Raw genomic sequence first — 16403 nt, forward strand, 5'->3', positions numbered from 1 at the left:
CGGGGCCCCGCGCCTTCTCAGCGCAGCAGCGCGTCGAGGAACGGGCTGGACAGGACGTGGTGGGGATCGAGCCGGTCGAGGACCGCCACCGCCGCGTCCCAGCCGGGGCCGCCCCCGGCCCGAAGGGAGTCGGGGACCGCTCCGGTGAGGACCTCCGGGGCCGCCCATGCGGCGGTGTCGGTGTAGGCCCAGCCCTTGGACCACTCGACGCGGACCGTCGCCCGGTCGCCGTCCAGGGACAGCAGGTACTGCTCGATGTCGCGGTAGAAGCGGTGCAGGGCGGGCGTGCCGGGCAGGGACAGGATGTCGATCCACACGGCGGTGTCGACGTCCGGCCGGTCGGAGCTCGGCCGCAGGGCGGACAGCAGCGGGGGCCGCGCGCCCGGGACGCCGCACACGGACGGGTCCTCCAGGCCGGTCACCCTGATCTCCACCTGGCCGTTGACCGGGTACTCGCCGCGTGCCGCGTACTGCGCGAGCAGCGTCCGGTAGAAGCCGGCGAAGGAGCTGACCACCCACTGCAGATCGGCGCGGCGGGTGAGGACGGCGTAGCCGTTCGCGGTCTCGCGCAGGGTGGTGGGCCGCACGTACTCCAGCAGGTTGCGGGAGGCGCCCCACAGGTCCGAGCGCAGGCCGTCCGCCAGCAGGTGGGTGAGCACGTCGCCGGTCAGCACGTCCCGGACGAGGGTCCCCGAGAGGAGTACGTCGGTGATGTCGCCGGTCAGCGCGACCTTGGCCAGCAGGTACTGGACCTGCCCGAACAGCGGCGCGCTCGCCCAGGCCCCGGAGACCAGGTCCCCGGCGAGCCGGGCCACCGGCTCGGGGAGGGAGTCGGAGAAGGGGTAGTTGTAGGGCGCGGTGACGGCGCGGGCGGCGAACGGCCGGTCCGGGGTGACGCTCCAGGTCTTCAGCCAGGGCCGGTCGGTGAAGGCGAACCAGATCGCCTCCACCCGGCCGGTGCCGTCCACGAAACCGGCCAGCGTCCGCGTGCCGGCGGGGGCGCCGGGCGCGGCGAACAGTTCGGTGGCGGGGATGTCCAGGAAGGACCGGCAGCGCAGGTTCGCGTCGGCGCCCACCCGCAGGACGGCCTCGGTGACGAACGAGCGGCCGAGGTGGGTGAGGAGCGCGTCGCAGTCGGGCTCGGCCCGGCCGACGGTCCGCAGGGTGTAGCGGCCGGCGCCCTCGTCCCAGACGACCGCGGTCAGTTCGGTGACCAGGTTGCTCAGCGAGCCGTAGCCGTGGCCGGGCGGCGGGCTCTCGCCGGCGGCGGGGGCGGCCGTGCCGTGCGCGCCGATGGCGAGCGCCCCGCCGACCGACAGGTCGCCGGGCGCCGGCGCGGCGGTGACCCCGTGTCCGGCGGCGCCGGCGAACCCGAGCAGTGCCTCCAGCGAGGCGCCGGCCTGGGCCCGCACGGCCGCCGACCCGTCGGCGGCCTGCTGCTCCAGCGACATCGCGGTGAGGTGCGCGGTGGTGTCCAGCAGGACGACCCGGGCCGCGGCGGGCGTGCCGGCGGCCACGGTGAGCGGGGCCCAGCCGTGGCGATGCCCCTGCGCGCGTACCGTCCAGCCGACGCCGTGGGCCCAGTTGACGACGTCGAGCACGTCCTGGGCGGTGCGCGGCGCGCAGGTCCACAGCTGGTCGGTGCGGATCTCGCCGGCCCAGTTCTCGAAGACGCGCTGGTGGACGTCGAGCCCGGCCGGGAATCCGGGCGGCGGTCCCGAGGCCGCGTGGGCGCTGCCCGGCCGGACGAGCCCGCGCAGCAGCCAGACCGCGCCGCCCGCGGCGGCCGACGACGCGAGCAGCGTACGGCGCGACAGCCCGCCGCCCTCGTGTGAACTCCCCGGCGTCCCCTCGGCCATCCCGCCACCCCTCCCCTGCGCCGCTCGGGTCCGGCCCTGGCGGGCCGGTCGAGCACGCACGGTACCCAGCGGCATCAACTGCCCGACACCACAAGGCCGTTCAGGTCACGCGAACGAGTGGACGTCCCCCGCGAACCGGCCCCTCGCCGAGCGGTCCTGCCGTACAGGGGACGCAGACCCGTCCGGCCGCGCGGCTACTCGAACCGGGCCAGGTCGCCCGCACCGCGGCGGACGATCTCGCTCTCACCGCTGGAGAAGTCGACGACGGTGGTGGGTTCGGTGCCGCAGTCGCCGGAGTCGACCACCGCGTCCACCACGTGGTCGAGCCGTTCCTTGATCTCCCAGCCCTGGGTCAGCGGCTCGGCCTCGTCGGGGAGCAGCAGGGTGCTGGAGACCAGCGGTTCGCCGAGCTCGGCGAGCAGCGCCTGCGTCACGACGTGGTCGGGGATGCGGACGCCGACGGTCTTCTTCTTGGGGTGCAGCAGCTGGCGCGGCACTTCCTTCGTCGCCGGCAGGATGAAGGTGTAGCTGCCCGGCGTGGCCGCCTTGACGGCCCGGAACACGTCGTTGTCGATCTGCACGAACTGGCCCAGCTGTGCGAAGTTCTGGCAGACCAGGGTGAAGTGGTGCCGGTCGTCGAGGTGCCGGATGGACCGGATGCGGTCGATGCCGTCGCGGTTGCCCAGCCGGCAGCCCAGCGCGTAGCAGGAGTCCGTGGGGTAGGCGACCAGTCCACCGGACCGGATGTTGTCGGCCACGGCGCTGACGATGCGTGGCTGGGGGTTTTCCGGGTGTACGTCGAAGTAGCGTGCCATCGGCCAAGCCTATGGGGGCCTGCCCGGATCGGCGCCGCCGTCGGGGCTGATGTCGCCGCCGGACGGGGTCAGTTCAGCGGCAGCATGGCGACGGTGGCGGCGGCGAGCAGCGCCGCGTAGGCCCGGGCGTGGGCGCCGTCGGAGATCTTCGGCGGCCGGCGGCGGAGCACGGCGATCACGGGCAGCGCGCCCAGCAGCAGCGCCGCGGCGGCACGCGGGTCGACGGTGCCCACCAGGGGCACGGTCGTGTGCGCGGTGGCGGCGGGGGAACCGCTCAGGGACACCACGGCGGCGGGGAGTGCGACGGCCAGGGTCAGGGGGTTTGCGAGCACCGTGGCCACGTGCATCGTGTGACCGGCTCTGCGCAGGGCGGGAACGGTCATGACGCTGCCGCCGACGCCGAGGAACGCGGCTACGGCGCCGATCGGTGCGCCGAGGACGTTCGGCAGCCTCCCCGGTTCTGCCGCTGCCGCCTCCCCGCTGCGGGGGCGCAGGAAGCCCGGGCGCGCCAGCAGGTCGGCGAGAGTCGCGGCCACGTAGGCCACGAACGCCCAGCGGACCGGCCCGGCGGGCGCCCTGAGTGCGGCAAGCGCGCCGAGGGCGCCACCTGCCGACAGAAGGACGAGGAGGGGGCCGCTGCCCCGCAGCCGCGCAAGGGTGCCGCGGGGGGTGACGGCGGTCGCGAACCCGGAGTTCACCACCATCACGGCGAGCGACGTGGCCGTCGCCACCCGCAGGGCGTCGGCGCCGAGGGAGGCGTCCGCCCAGACGACGACGGGCACGGCGACGAATCCCCCGCCGAATCCGAAGAGCACGGTGGTGAGCCCGGTCAGGACTCCGATGCAGAAGAGGACGAGAAGTGTCACGCCCACCACTGCATCAAAGGCGCGGGGTGTCCCGCATGCGATGGCCGGCACATTTCTTGTGAGTCTCGGCCAGTAGCCTGGAAGCGTGAAGAACACCTCCCTCGCGGATGTGGACCGGCTGGAACGGGCGGTGCTGCCCATCAGTACGGCCTACGCCCCCGACCAGGTGCTGGACTGGCACGAGCACCGCCGCGCCCAGTTCCTCTACGCCGGGAGCGGCGTGATGACCGCCGACACCGCGGACGGTTCCTGGACCGTCCCCGCCGAGCGGGCGCTGCTCATCCCGCCGGCGACCGAGCACCGGGTCCGCGTGCTCGGCGTCACCACCCGCAGCCTGTACATCGAGCCCGCCGCCGTGCCGTGGTGGCCGGCCACCTGCACGGTGGTGGACGTGCCGCCGCTCCTGCGGGAACTGCTGGGCGCGGCGGCCGAGTTCGGGCCGGAGTACGACGTTCACGGGCGCGCGGGGCACATCGCGTCGCTGCTGCTGTACGAGATCGCGTCGCTCGCACCGCTCCCCCTGCACATCGGCCTTCCCGTCTCACCCGATCTGGCGTCCCTGTGCCGGGAGTACCTCGCGGCCCCGGACGTGACCGTCACCAACGGCATGTGGGCCGCGCGGACGGCGACGAGCGAGCGGGCCTTCACCCGGCGGTTCCGCGCCGAGACCGGGCGCAGCCCGGCCGGCTGGCGGGCGCACGCGCGGCTCCTGGCCGCCCTGCCGCTGCTGCACTCCGCGTCGGTCACCGCCGTCGCCGGCCGCCTCGGCTACAGCTCGCCCGCCGCGTTCACCGCCGCCTTCACCCGGGCCTTCGGCGCGCCGCCGTCCCGCTTCCGCCACGCCCAGGCCGGCACTCCGTCAACGTCTCCCACCTCACCGGGGAAGTCCTCCCACCTTTGACGGCCCCGGGTTGATGAGCGTGCGCACATTGGAGCAGACCACTCGGTAAAGATTCCTCGGCAGCAGCGGACGTTGTGTGCGAGGTCTGGACACCGGACTCGGAAGCCGCCTTAATCCCTCCTATGTCAGATGTCAGATGTCCTCGCTGATACACCCCACCTCTGAAAGGAGGGGATCGCCGATGCGTGTCCGCACGCACCTGCTCCTCACCTCCGTCCTCCTGCTCGCTCCCGCCCTGGCTCCCGTCGCGTTGGCGCCGGCAGCGAGTGCCGCCCCGGCGGCGTACTACGTCGACTGCGGGGCCTCGGCCGCCGGTGACGGCAGCCCGTCCGCGCCGTGGAACTCGCTGGCGCCGGTCGACGCCCGCACGTTCGCGCCGGGCGACGCGATCCTGCTGGCCCGGGGCTCGACCTGCACCGGGCAGGAACTCGCCCCCCAGGGCTCCGGCTCGGCGGGCCTGCCCATCACGATCGGCGCCTACGGCACCGGCGATCCGCCGAAGCTCGCCGGGAACGGCCAGGTGACCGACGTCGTCTCGCTGTCGAACCAGCAGTACTGGGAGATCCGCGACCTCGACGTCTCCAACCACGGTGCGACCGCGGCCACCCGGCGCGGGGTCCACATCACCCGCACCGACGCGGGGACCGGCACCCACTACGTCGTCGAGGGCCTGAACATCCACGACATCAACGGGGACCAGAACAAGAAGGACGACAACGCGAGCGCCGGCATCTTCTTCGAGGTGCTCGGCTCGGCCACGCCCACCAACTTCGACGACGTCCTCGTCGCGGACAACACCGTGCACGCGGTCGACCGGTACGGCATCCACTTCTGGACCCGCTGGATGCAGCGCCCGCAGCTGAACAACGCCAACTGCGGTACCGCGTGCGGCGCGTGGGATCCGCAGACCCATGTGGTGGTGCGCGCGAACACCGTCACGGACATCGGCGGCGACGCCGTCGACCTGCACCACACCTCCGGCGCGCTGGCCGAGGACAACCGCATCGACGGGTTCCGGCTGAACACGTCGAGCTGCGCGGCCGGGTTGTGGGGCTGGAACACCGACGACGCCGTCTACCAGGACAACGAGGTCAGCGGCGGCCGCAGCCAGTGCGACGGGCAGGGCCTGGACCTGGACGAGGCCAACATCCGCACCACGTACCAGTACAACTACAGCCACGACAACGAGGGCGGCTTCCTGCTGCTGTGCAACGGCGCCGGGTCCACCACCGACGGGAACGTCGTCCGCTACAACATCAGCCAGAACGACCAGGGACAGCTACTGGAGTTCGTCTGCGGCAAGCTGACGAACACGCAGATCTACAACAACACCTTCTACGTGGGCAAGGACGCCCAGATCATCGCCAACGGCAACGGCTCCGCCGCGGCCAGCGAGGTTTTGCGCAACAACATCTTCTACGTCGCGGCCACCGGTGCCTCCTATGTGACGCCCGGCAGCCTCGGGTTCGACGCAAACGTCTTCTACGGGCAGCACCCGGCGGGCGAGCCCGCCGACCCGCACAAGATCACCGCTGACCCGCAGCTGGCCTCGCCCGGGACCGCCACCTCCCGCACGGACCTGGGGGGTTACCGGATCGCGGCCGGCTCTCCGGCCGCCGGCAGCGGACTCGACGTACTGCCCGCCGACGGCGAGGACATCTTCGGGAACCTCGTGCGTGCCGGATGCCTGCCCGACCGCGGCGCGCACCAGGTGACGGCTGCCTGCGCGCCCGAGGGCGGGAGGACCTACGCGGTGTCCGCGGGCGGGAAGGCCGTCGACGTACCCGGATCGACCACGGTGGCCGGCACCCAGCTGATCGTCTGGGCCGAGCACGACTCGGCCAACCAGCGGTGGACGGCGGTGGCCCAGAGCGACGGCAGCTTCTCGCTGCGCAGCGGGAGTTCGGGGCTGTGCGCGGACGTGGAGGGCAACAGCACGGCGGCCGGCGCCCATGTCATCCAGTGGTCCTGCAGCGGCGCCGCCAACCAGCGCTGGAGGGCGGCGCCCAGCGGCTCCGGATACACCCTCACCGCCGTCAGCAGCGGTCTGCTGCTCACCGCGGCGGCCCTCAGCGACGGGACCGGGCTGACCCAGCAGCCGGCCACGGCGCCGGGCAACCACGTCTGGACGTTCAACCCGCTGTCCTGAGCCGCCACTTCGGCACGACGGCGGGGCGGGCCCCAGCGGGCGCCTGCGAAGGCGTCCGCTGAGGCCGCTCGCCGCGTGCCGCCGGGCCGGCGGCCTGGATCACAGGGCGGGCGCGAGGTCCTCCCAGGTCACCGACCAGCCCTCGGGGAAGCCGGGCGCGCTGCCGCCGGACCCGGCCCGCCCCCGCGCGCCGGGCACGCCCGACGGGGAGTCGCCCCAGCCGGCGCACATCATCGCCACGGTGTACAGCAGGGCGCCGGCGCCGGGGAAGTACGGGGAGGGCACGCCGCTCTTGCCGCTCGCCGGCAGTCCGGTGTCCGTGAACCCGAAGCGGTCGTGGAGCAGGAAGTCGACGGCCGCCTCACTGTCCCCCAACCGTGCCGCGTTCAGCGCGAGCAGGGGGAAGTCCCAGCTGTACAGGTCGTTCACGGGCCAGGTCTGGCGCACCTTCTGCGTCGTCGCGCGCATCACGCCGACGTCCACGCCGTCGCCGGGCAGCATGCCGTACGCGGCGACGGGATCGGGGTGGTTGTTGTTGTGCTGCGTCCACATGTCCGGCACGCCCTCGTACAGCACGTAGAGGCCGTCCTGGACCGGGAGCGGTGCCAGGTGGTCCAGGACGTCGTCCCAGTGCGGGTCGCGGGCCCGCCCCAGCCGCTCGCGCCACTGCTGGGCGATCCTCAGCGCGAACTTCCAGTAGGACAGCTCGAAGGTGGGGTTCATGGTGGTCGCGGAGTCGTTGCGCTCGTTGCAGCACATCAGGGGCGGCCCGATCACGTAGCGCCCGCCGGCCTCGCGGTTCGCGAACGAGGCGATGAACTCGGCGCCCTCGTGGAGGACCTTGTCCCACTTGACCAGGGTGCTCTGCTTGGGGTGCGCCTGGTAGTCCAGCTCCGCGAGGAACATCAGGTGCGGCTGCTGCCACACCAGGAGCGCCGTGGGCTCGCCGGGCGACTCGCGGCCGATCGCGTCACCGTAGGCCGTCGTCATCTTCGGCCACCGCGCGCCGCGGAAGCCCTGCGACTCCGCCCGGTCCTGGGCGCTGGGCAGGAACCGCCGGTAGATGTCGGTGCTGCGGTCGAGCAGCGGCCACCGCTGCCAGAGGGCGTAGTGGAAGGCGTGCCACCAGTACATCTCCATGTGGAACTTGCCGTACCAGCCGTTGTTGACCAGACCGGACTCCTGCGCCGGGTCGTTGCCGGCGTCGTTCACCGCGAGGTGGTACTGGCTCAGCACGATGCGCCGCTCCAGCTCCGGCCACCGGGGATCGCTGCTGGCGGACAGGTCGACCGCGCCGCCGGTCCGCCAGTACCGCGGCCACCATTCCCGGCTCTGCCCGGTCACCTCGGCCGCGGACGGGATCCGGCCCCTGACCTCGGGGGCGTAGAGGGCGGCGAGGTCGAGGGCGGCGCCGCGGCCCGTGATCTCGTAGCGGTGCCGCGCGGGGTCGACCCGGGCGACGCGGGCACCCGGGGACAGGGACAGTCCGACCTGGTAGCGCGTGCCGTCCATGGTGTGCGTGAGCACGTTGCCGCGCAGGACGGTGGTGTGCAGCTGCAGGCGGTCGTAGAAGCCGACGTACGGGGCCTCCATCTTGTTCAGCCCGGCGCGGGTCGCGTAGGGGAAGTCGAGGAAGGCCGTCAGGCGCCCCTGGCCGATCAGGTCCGAGCGGATCTGCGCGCCGACGACGTCGGCGCCGGGGTGGCATGCGGTGTCCACCGTGACGAGGGTGCCGTCGAGCCGGAACTCGCTGTGCAGCACGCCGGTCCAGGGATCCAGCTCCTGGACGATGCCGGTCAGGTCGCTCTCCGCGGCTTCCGTGCCGTCCTGCTTGAGCAGGCGCAGCCCGATCCGGCCGAGGTTCGCCCGGTGCGGGTTCTCGCGGAGCCAGTTGTTGAGCGCGGGCTCGTTCTTGTCGCCGCTCCAGTAGTAGACGTCGCGTCCGTAGGTCGGCCAGATCGTGCCGTGGTAGTCCGACACGCTCTTGCCGGGTGGGAGCGCGTCGACGTGCCACCCCCAGTCGGAGAGCGTGTTGAACGGGACGAAGGTCTGCAGGCCGGTGACGTCCGCGCCGAACGCGAAGCGGCCGTTGCCCACCTGGACGGGCAGGTCGGGATCGCTGGCGTGGCGCACCACCCGGTGCCGGCCGACGAGCGCCTGCCGGTCGACGGTGCGTGCGGCTCCCCCGGCCGGCGCCCCCGCGGGGGCGGTGGCCGCCGCGGCCTCGCTTTCCATCACGCGGGTCATCAAGGTGGCGGAGGCGACTCCGGCGATCCCGCGCAGGACCGTCCGGCGGTCGACTCCCCAGTGGCGTTCCATGGTTGCTCTCCTTGCAGAGGATTGGCTGGTGGTCGGGAGTGCCCCTACTGCTCGACCCCGTCGATGACCACGTGGTCGAGCCGGAGGTCGGTGACGTTGTCGGCGACGTTCGCCTTGCTCAGCGGGCCGTCGATGGTGATGTCGCTGAGCCGCACGGTGCCGACCGGGTCGCTGTCGTAGCCTTGGACGTCCCAGCCCTGTGAGGCCGAGGCGACCGACCAGTGGCTCAGGTTGATGTCGGTCACGGTCGGGGGGTAGGTGCCGGTGTCGCCCTCGCCGTAGTGGTAGTCGATGAGCAGCAGCGGGCCGCCGATCGCCTGCACGTCGACCCGGTAGACGTTGCTGTTCTCCAGGAAACCGCCGCGCACCGAGTTGGTCTTCAGCCGGTGGCCGGCGCGCAGCCCGGTCGAGGACATGGTCAGGTCGCGGCCGTAGACGTTGCGGATGCCGCCGGTCATCTCGCTGCCCAGGGTGATGCCGCCGTGCCCGTTGGCGAACGTCGAGTTCTGGACGACGAGGTTCTGGCACGGGACGCCGACCCGCCGGCCGTCGGTGTTGCGCCCGGCCTTGACGGCGATGCAGTCGTCGCCGGTGTTGAAGGAGACCCGGTCGATGAGCACCCCGTCGCACGACTCGGGGTCACAGCCGTCGGTGTTGGGGCCGCTGGAGTCGACGGTGACGTGACGGATCGTCACGTCCTGGCAGAGGGTGGGGTGCAGGTTCCAGAACGGCGAGTTCCTGAGGGTGACCCCCTCGATCAGCACCCGCTCGCACCGGTACGGCTCGACGAACGTGGGCCGCAGGTGGTAGTTCGCGCCGTCCCGCTGCGCGACGGGCACGCCCGCGTCGGCGCTCGCCTCCAGGGCGGCGAAGTCGCTGCCGCCGGGCTTTCCCCAGGTGTACCAGTTGTCCGTGGACGCCTGGCCGTCCAGCACGCCCGATCCGGTGAGGGCGATGTCGTGCTGGCCGTAGGCGTAGATCAGCGGCGAGTAGTTCATCAGCTCGATGCCCTGCCACCTGCTGAACACCGTGGGCAGGTAGGCCGCCGGATCGGTCGTGAACAGCAGGATGGCGCCCTCCGCGAGGTGCAGTTCGACGCGGGAGAGCAGGTGGACGGGGCCGGTCGCCCAGGTTCCCGCGGGCACGACCACCCGTCCGCCGCCGGCCTCGTGGGCGGCGCGGACGGCCGCGGCCAGGGCCTGCGTGGTGTCGGTCGTGCCGTCCGCGACGGCACCGAAGGCGGTGAGGGGGAAGTCCCGCTGCGGGATCCGCGGGCGGCGTATGCCCGCGATGATGCGGTCGGCGGCTACGTCCGCGGCGCGGTCGGCACTCTGCTGCGCCTGGGCGTGGGCGATGCCGGGGAGTCCGGCGGATAGAGCCGCGCTGCCGCTCAGTGCGATGGCCGAGCGCAACAGCTGCCTGCGGGTCGATGAGAAGGACATGGGGGCCTCTCGTGTGGGTGGGCGGGCATGGCGGAGGGCGGGCCCACGGTGGGGGCGTGGGCCCGCGACGCGAGCGGGTGGGTGCTAGCCGGCGCGGCCCACGGGCGGGATGACGACCTCCGCGCGGCCGTGGTCCGGCCGCAGCTTGAGGACGATGCCGCCGAACGGGCCCGGGGTGAAGGTCCAGCCGGTCCGCATGCCGCGGAGCTGGGCCGTGGAGTCGGCCTTCGGCAGGGTCAGCCCGTCGACGGTGACCGCGTCGGGGGCCTGCTGGGCCAGGACGACGACCTGTGTCTCGGCGGGCGCGCCGGACAGCTGGAGGTGGCTGCCCTGCGGACCGGAGAACGCGACCATCTGCCCGCCGTCGGTGCCGATCGCGGTGGTGCGGGCCTCCGGGGCGCCGGCGGGCTGCGGCGCGTAGAGCCAGCCGGCGAGACCCGGCTGGGACAGGGTGTCGGTGCCCCAGCCGTCGCCCCACACCTGCGGGGCCCGGTCGTTGAAGCCGATGGCCGTTCCGGCCTTGAGGTAGAGCGGGAAGTCGTCCAGTCCGGTGTTCCGGGTGATGGTCTGCCCGCCGTCGACGACCTCGCCGGTGAAGACGTCGATCCACTGGCCCTTCGGCAGGTAGACGCTGACGGGCGTGGCCTGGCCCGCGGCGCCGTCGGTCTCGGCGCGTTCGGCGGTCACCGGTGCGGCCAGCAGGTCGGGGCCGACCATGAACTCCTGGTCCTGGGCCCACGCCTGCTGGTCGTCGGGGTACTCGTAGCCCACCGAGCGCATGATCGGCACGCCGGTGGCCGCCGCCTGCCGGGCGAGGGCGTAGAAGTACGGGTAGAGCTCGGTGTGCAGCACGGCGCTGTCGCGGAACCGGTCGACGGTGTCGGCCGGGTAGAGCCACGGAGCGGCGTTCATCCCCGCGCCGCCCACCTCGAAGACCGGGCTGACCGAGCTGAACTGCGACCAGCGGGTGAACAGCGTGGGGGTGGGGCTGTTGGTGGCGTTCGCCGGCTTCTGGGGGTCGATGCCCCCGGTGTCGGAGCCCCAGGCGAAGTGGCCGGTGAGCGACTCGCCGATGCCGTAGCGCAGTTCGGTGCGCAGGCCGGCGAAGTTCTCGTAGCTGTCGCTGCCCCAGATGCCGTGGGCGTTCTGGGCGGTGCCGGGGGCGCCGGCCCGCACGAGGGTCTCGAAGTCCTCGCCGTTGACGTTGCGCAGCGCCTCGCTGACGGCCTTCTGGTACAGCGCGGGGTAGCGCAGGTACTCCTGGGAGCCCGGTCCCGCGGCGAAGGTGGCCGTCTCCAGGCGGTACTCCTCCGAGCGGTCCTCCTTGGTCATGTCGACGCCGAGGGAGAAGACCTTGGTCAGCTGGGCGACGTACGCCTGGTAGGCGGCCGGGTTCGTCAGGTCGATGTAGTTGGTGCCCGGGATCAGCCAGCCGTTCTTCGCCCACTGGTCGTTGATCCCGGCGCACGAGCCGCCGCCCTGCGAGGAACTGGGTGTCCCGACGTGCGGGGTGACCCACAGTCCGAACTTCACGCCCTGCGCGTGGATCCGGTCGATCATCGCCTTGGGGTCGGGGAAGAAGGTCGGGTCGAACTTCCCGCTGTTCGTGCAGGCACTGCCGTTGATCCGGTGGGTGTTGCCGGCCGGCTGCTGCTCCCAGGGGTTGTCGATCCAGATCGTGCCGAGCGGGATGCCGAGCGTCTTGAACTCGGCGACGTCGTCGAGGACCTGGGCCTGGTCGGCGTTGACGTCGCGCCACTTCATCACGCCGAACTGGCTCGGCGGCGGGAGCAGCGGCAGGCCGACGGTGCCGTAGTAGGCGGTGGTCACCTGGGCCGGGGTTCCGGCGTAGACGTCGTAGTCGAGGTGGTCGTCCTTGACGCAGGTCTGCACGCGGTCGTCCTGCGCCGTCGCCGCGATCGGGCAGGGCGTCGGCGCCGGGGCGCCCGAGGGCAGCGACAGGCGGCAGGAACCGCCGGCCGGCGTGGCACCGGGGAACGCGAACCGGCCGATGTGGTCGGTGTCGGCGTGGAAGCCGTACCCGCCGGAGCTGAGGTAGAACGTGCTCGCCGTCTGCTCCTGGTCCTGGCAGTAGTCGCCGGCCTCGCTGCCCTCCTTGCCCGGGCTCCAGCCGCGGACCAGGCCGCGCAGGTCCACCGTGGTGGCGGAGCTGCCGCCCAGGTAGTGCTCGGCGGAGCCGGCGGAGAGCGCTTCGAACACGGCGGTGACACCGGTCGCGGGGGTGAACGTCCAGGCCACGTGCGCACCTTGCAGGGTGTGGGTGACGGTGACCGTCGCCGTGCGACCGCTCTCGTCGGTGTCCACCGTGTACCGGGTGCCGCCCGCGACCTGCCGGCTGGACGTCAGCGTGGTCAGCCGGTGGTAGGTGGTGCCTCCCTGCCCGTCGTCGGTCTGGTAGGCCATGCGGCCTCCCGGCCCGGCGGTGTCACCGGGCGCCTGGGCGGCGACGGTGCGGCCGCCTTGGCGGAAGGCGAGACGGAAGTCCTGCCCCCGGCCCTGCGTCTGCCAGTCGACGGGTGGCGAGACGGAGGTGCCGGGTGCCGGACCGCTGTCCGCCGCCGGCCTGGCGGCCCAGGCGGCGGTGCTGCCGACGGTGGCGGGCAGCAGCCCGGAGATGAGCATGAGTACGGCGATCGGCGCGGCGTCTGCGATGCGCCGGGTTCTCGGGCGGCTCTTGGTCTGCGGCGTCATGCGCTGGTCTCCTCACACGGTGCGGTGGTGGGTCGGTCGTGCGGTGCAGCCAGGGCGGACAGGGAGCAGGTGCGTGGGTGGTCGGGCGGCCGGGGCGGCGCCCGGGGCGGGCCGCGGCGCGGCCCGCCCCGGAGGCCGGTGGGTCACTGACCGGGCGTGAAGGCGCTGTGCCCGGAGCCGACGGTGTACACGGCCACACCGTCGTGGATGCCTTCCAGCCGCGGGCCGTCGGCGCCGTCGGGGCCGGCGCCGACCGCGTGCGGGGCCTTCTCGCCGGTGACGGGGACGGCAACGGTGGCCGTGGTGTTGTCGGGGATGTCGACCGTGACGGTCGTGCCGTGGCCGCCGGTGGTCCAGTGGACGGCGACGGTGCCGGACTGCGTCCACACGGTGCCGGCGGCGTGGGTCAGGGCGGTGTCGCGCGGCGGGGCGATGCTCAGGGTGCGGCCGCCGGGCGAGGTGAGCGTGACGCCCAGCATGGCCTGCTGCAGGTCGACCAGCGCGGTCGCGCCCCAGCCGTGGGAGAGGCTGTCGCCGGTCTGCGGGGCTTCCCAGGACTCCCAGGTGAAGGTGCCGCCCTGGGCGAGGATGTTCGCCCAGCCCAGCGAGGTGGCGTCCGTCAGGCGGGCGAGCACCTGGTCGTCGCGGCCGGCCGCGTGCAGGGCGGTGAGCAGCCAGTTGGCCGTCATCGGGCTCATCTGGAGCTTCAACTGCGCGATGTACTCGGCGATGTCGCCGACCGTGTCGTCGGGGGCGATGCCGAAGGCCAGGGCGTAGGCGTTGGCGATCTGCGAGGCGTGGGCGCTCTGGCTGCCGTCCGCCTCCAGGCCGTCGGTGTAGATCCCGTCCGCGCGGCGCAGCTTGCTGGTGATCGCGGCGCTCAGCTTGTCCGCGTCGGCGCGCAGGGCGTCGATCTCGGCCTGGGGGCGGCCGATGACCTCGGCCTGCTTCGCGGTCGAGCGCAGCACGTCCACGGCAAGGATGTTGACGGTGGTGCGCGCGGTCGTGGCGGTGTCGTAGCCGTAGCGGTTGGGCCAGTCGATGATGCCGTTGGCGTAGGAGCCGGAGCCGCCGGCGAGCTTGGTGACCAGCCCGGTGGCGGGGTCGATGTACCGGCGCACGTAGTCGGCGACGTTGAGGGACACCTGGTAGGTGTCGGCGACCAGGGAGCGGTCACCGGAGTTGAGGTAGTAGTCCCAGACCCAGCCCGGGTACATCTCGGTGTAGTCCGGGATGTCGCGCTTGCCGTCCCCGTTGGGGTAGACGGCGTTGAGGCGGCCGTCGGGCCAGTACCGCTTCTGCGACTCGGCGAACTCCTTGATCGCCTTGGCGGTCTGGTTCCGGTCGCCGGAACCGGCCATCAGGGCGCGGGAGATGTCCACGGAGTCGCCGAGGAACTGGCCCTTCTCCCGGGTGGGGGTGTCCAGGAACTGCTCCTGGGTGTCGTACAGCGCCGAACGCTGCAGCAGGTCGTCGACCTGGTTCAGGGTGGGGTCGGAGCTGGTGAAGGTCGCCGCCCGGTCCGGGTCCTCGGCGACGTGCTGGACGACCGCGGCGATCGACGAGGCGTCCAGCGGTTCGCCGGCACCGGAGATCTGCAGGTAGCGGAAGCCTTCGTAGGTGTACGCCTGGAAGGTCTGCGCGCCGTCGTGCTCGGTGTAGGAGTACGACAGGTTGGTGCTCTGGTTGTCGTGGTTGGAGGTGGACACGCTGCCGTCGGCCGCGAGCAGGTAGCCGGCGTTCAGGCTGACGGTCCGCCCGGAGACTCCCTGGGCGAAGGTGAGCCGCGGCATCGCGGGGATGATCCGCCCGAAGTCGGCGACGGCGGAACCGTCGGCGAGCGTGGTGACCTTCACCGGGTGCACGGTCTGGTAGTCCAGCCGGATCTGCTGGGCCTGCAGGTGGGTGAAGACACCGCTGGGGTGGACGCCGACGACTTGCGGCGCCTGCCAGGAGGAGTCGTCGAATCCGGGGCTGGTCCAGCCCTCCTGGGCCTGCGCGAGGCGGCCGTCGACGGACTCCCGGTAGTCGCGGCCGTCGCTGTTGCGGTACGACTGCGTCAGCCAGGGCCCGCGGGTGACCTGCCAGGTGCCGTCGGACAGCACGACCTCCTGCGAGCCGTCGGCGTGGTCGACCACCAGCCGCGCCAGCATGCCGGACTCGTCGGACGGGCGTCCCTGGCCGGGGCCGTACCAGTGGTAGAGCACACCGATGGCGTTGGCACCGCCGGCCTTGACGTCCTGGGTGACGTCGGTGGCCTGGTAGTAGCCCTCGTCGGTGTAGGCGTACGCCGGGCCGCGGTCGACCAGCTTCCCGTTGATGTACGCCTGGTACTGCTGGTAGGCCGACAGGTAGAGCCGGGCGCGCACCACCTGGCTGGCGCCCGTGGTGAACTCCTTGCGGGCCAGGGTGTAGTCGTCCTTCTCGCCGGTGGTCCGGCGGATCCAGCTCGCCTTCCACTCGGCGTCCGTGATGCCGGTGTCGAACGACGCCGGTGCCGCCCACTTGGAGGCGGCTCCGGCACGGTCCCAGGTGCGCACGGTCCAGGTGTAGCTGGTCCCGTCGGCCAGCGCAGGGCCGCCGTAGGGGACGTACGCCTCGTCGGCGGAGGTCACCTTGCCGCTGTCCCAGACCTGCTGAGCGGCGGCGGACGCGGTGGCGGCGCGGGTCACCACGATCTCGTAGGCGGACTGAGACTCCCCGGAGTCGGGGTCGCGGGGCTGCCAGCCGAACTGCGGTGCGCCCTCGACCTCCAGCGGTCTGGACTGGTCGTCGACCGTCAAGTGCCCTGGCGCCAGCGGGGCGTGGTTGCCCGGCGCGGCCGCGGCCATCCCGGACCCGGTGAGGGACAGGGTGGTGAGAATCGCGGTGGTGAGCAGCACGCTCATGCCCCGCGGTCGTGCGACGGTCGTGTGGTGGCCCGATGACATGGTGAGTGCGCTCCTTGAGGACAGCTGGTCGTTCGGGGAGGTGCGGAGGAGGCCCGATGCGGGCGGTCACGGCCGCGAGAGGGGGGGCGGGCCATCGGGATCAGCGCCGGCCGTGTGATGGGTCGGCCCCTCTCCCTGCCCTGCCAGCGATCGTGAATTGAATCGACTCAAGTCGGGAACCTAGCCGTGCACCGGCGAGTACGCAAGGGATCGCGCACCGATTGACCGGCATCGGGCGCGGGAGCCGCACCTGGCGGACGGGGACCGGGAACCTGCACATGTGCGTCCATGAACTGCACGTATGGGCAGACGACGGGACGAGGCGCCCACAAGGTCACCGACTCGCCCCGGGCAAGGGCCGTCCCGCCCCCGTGGCAACAGGCTGCCGACGGGAGCAAGGTCAGGATGAA

9 protein-coding genes are annotated in these 16403 nt (G+C 72.5%); 2 read left to right on the forward strand and 7 right to left on the reverse strand.

Going from position 1 to position 16403, the window contains the following annotated elements; genetic code table 11:
• Positions 1–17: 17 nt before the first annotated feature.
• From ACH4TG_RS15715 to ACH4TG_RS15725, 3 genes are all read right to left on the reverse strand, one after another.
• On the reverse strand, positions 18–1859 hold the full coding sequence (locus tag ACH4TG_RS15715; RefSeq protein WP_398242824.1) for a cholesterol oxidase substrate-binding domain-containing protein: 1842 nt from the start codon (positions 1857–1859) through the stop codon (positions 18–20).
• Between the two features lie 194 nt (positions 1860–2053).
• Positions 2054–2674, reverse strand: coding sequence for an L-threonylcarbamoyladenylate synthase (locus tag ACH4TG_RS15720; protein WP_398242825.1), 621 nt, complete (start codon positions 2672–2674; stop codon positions 2054–2056).
• A gap of 68 nt (positions 2675–2742) precedes the next feature.
• Positions 2743–3540: a sulfite exporter TauE/SafE family protein gene (locus tag ACH4TG_RS15725; protein WP_398242826.1), complete on the reverse strand. Its 798-nt coding sequence runs from the start codon at positions 3538–3540 to the stop codon at positions 2743–2745.
• A gap of 85 nt (positions 3541–3625) precedes the next feature.
• On the opposite strand from ACH4TG_RS15725, the gene ACH4TG_RS15730 reads away from it, so the two are divergent.
• Together ACH4TG_RS15730 and ACH4TG_RS15735 are read left to right on the forward strand one after the other, a co-directional pair.
• Complete coding sequence (locus ACH4TG_RS15730; protein WP_398242827.1) at positions 3626–4441, forward strand: helix-turn-helix domain-containing protein; 816 nt, start codon at positions 3626–3628, stop codon at positions 4439–4441.
• A 181-nt stretch (positions 4442–4622) separates the two neighbouring features.
• Positions 4623–6590 (forward strand): RICIN domain-containing protein, encoded by a 1968-nt coding sequence (locus ACH4TG_RS15735; protein WP_398242828.1) that lies wholly within the window; start codon positions 4623–4625, stop codon positions 6588–6590.
• A gap of 99 nt (positions 6591–6689) precedes the next feature.
• Here the strand turns inward: ACH4TG_RS15735 and ACH4TG_RS15740 are convergent, their stop codons facing one another.
• The 4 genes from ACH4TG_RS15740 to ACH4TG_RS15755 form a co-directional block, all read right to left on the reverse strand.
• Positions 6690–8909, reverse strand: a complete 2220-nt coding sequence (locus tag ACH4TG_RS15740) for a hypothetical protein (protein ID WP_398242829.1) — start codon at positions 8907–8909, stop codon at positions 6690–6692.
• A gap of 44 nt (positions 8910–8953) precedes the next feature.
• Entirely contained in the window at positions 8954–10351 is a 1398-nt protein-coding gene (locus tag ACH4TG_RS15745) for a glycoside hydrolase family 28 protein (RefSeq protein ID WP_398242830.1), read from the reverse strand.
• Positions 10352–10435: 84 nt separating this feature from the next.
• A complete protein-coding gene (locus ACH4TG_RS15750) occupies positions 10436–13063 on the reverse strand; it encodes a TIM-barrel domain-containing protein (RefSeq protein WP_398242831.1) in 2628 nt (875 codons plus the stop codon).
• 143 nt (positions 13064–13206) lie between these two features.
• Positions 13207–15993 (reverse strand): family 78 glycoside hydrolase catalytic domain, encoded by a 2787-nt coding sequence (locus tag ACH4TG_RS15755; RefSeq protein ID WP_398242832.1) that lies wholly within the window; start codon positions 15991–15993, stop codon positions 13207–13209.
• Between the last annotated feature and the right edge of the window lie 410 nt (positions 15994–16403).

The organism is Streptomyces sp. NPDC020917 (assembly GCF_044333795.1).
GTDB lineage: Bacteria > Actinomycetota > Actinomycetes > Streptomycetales > Streptomycetaceae > Actinacidiphila.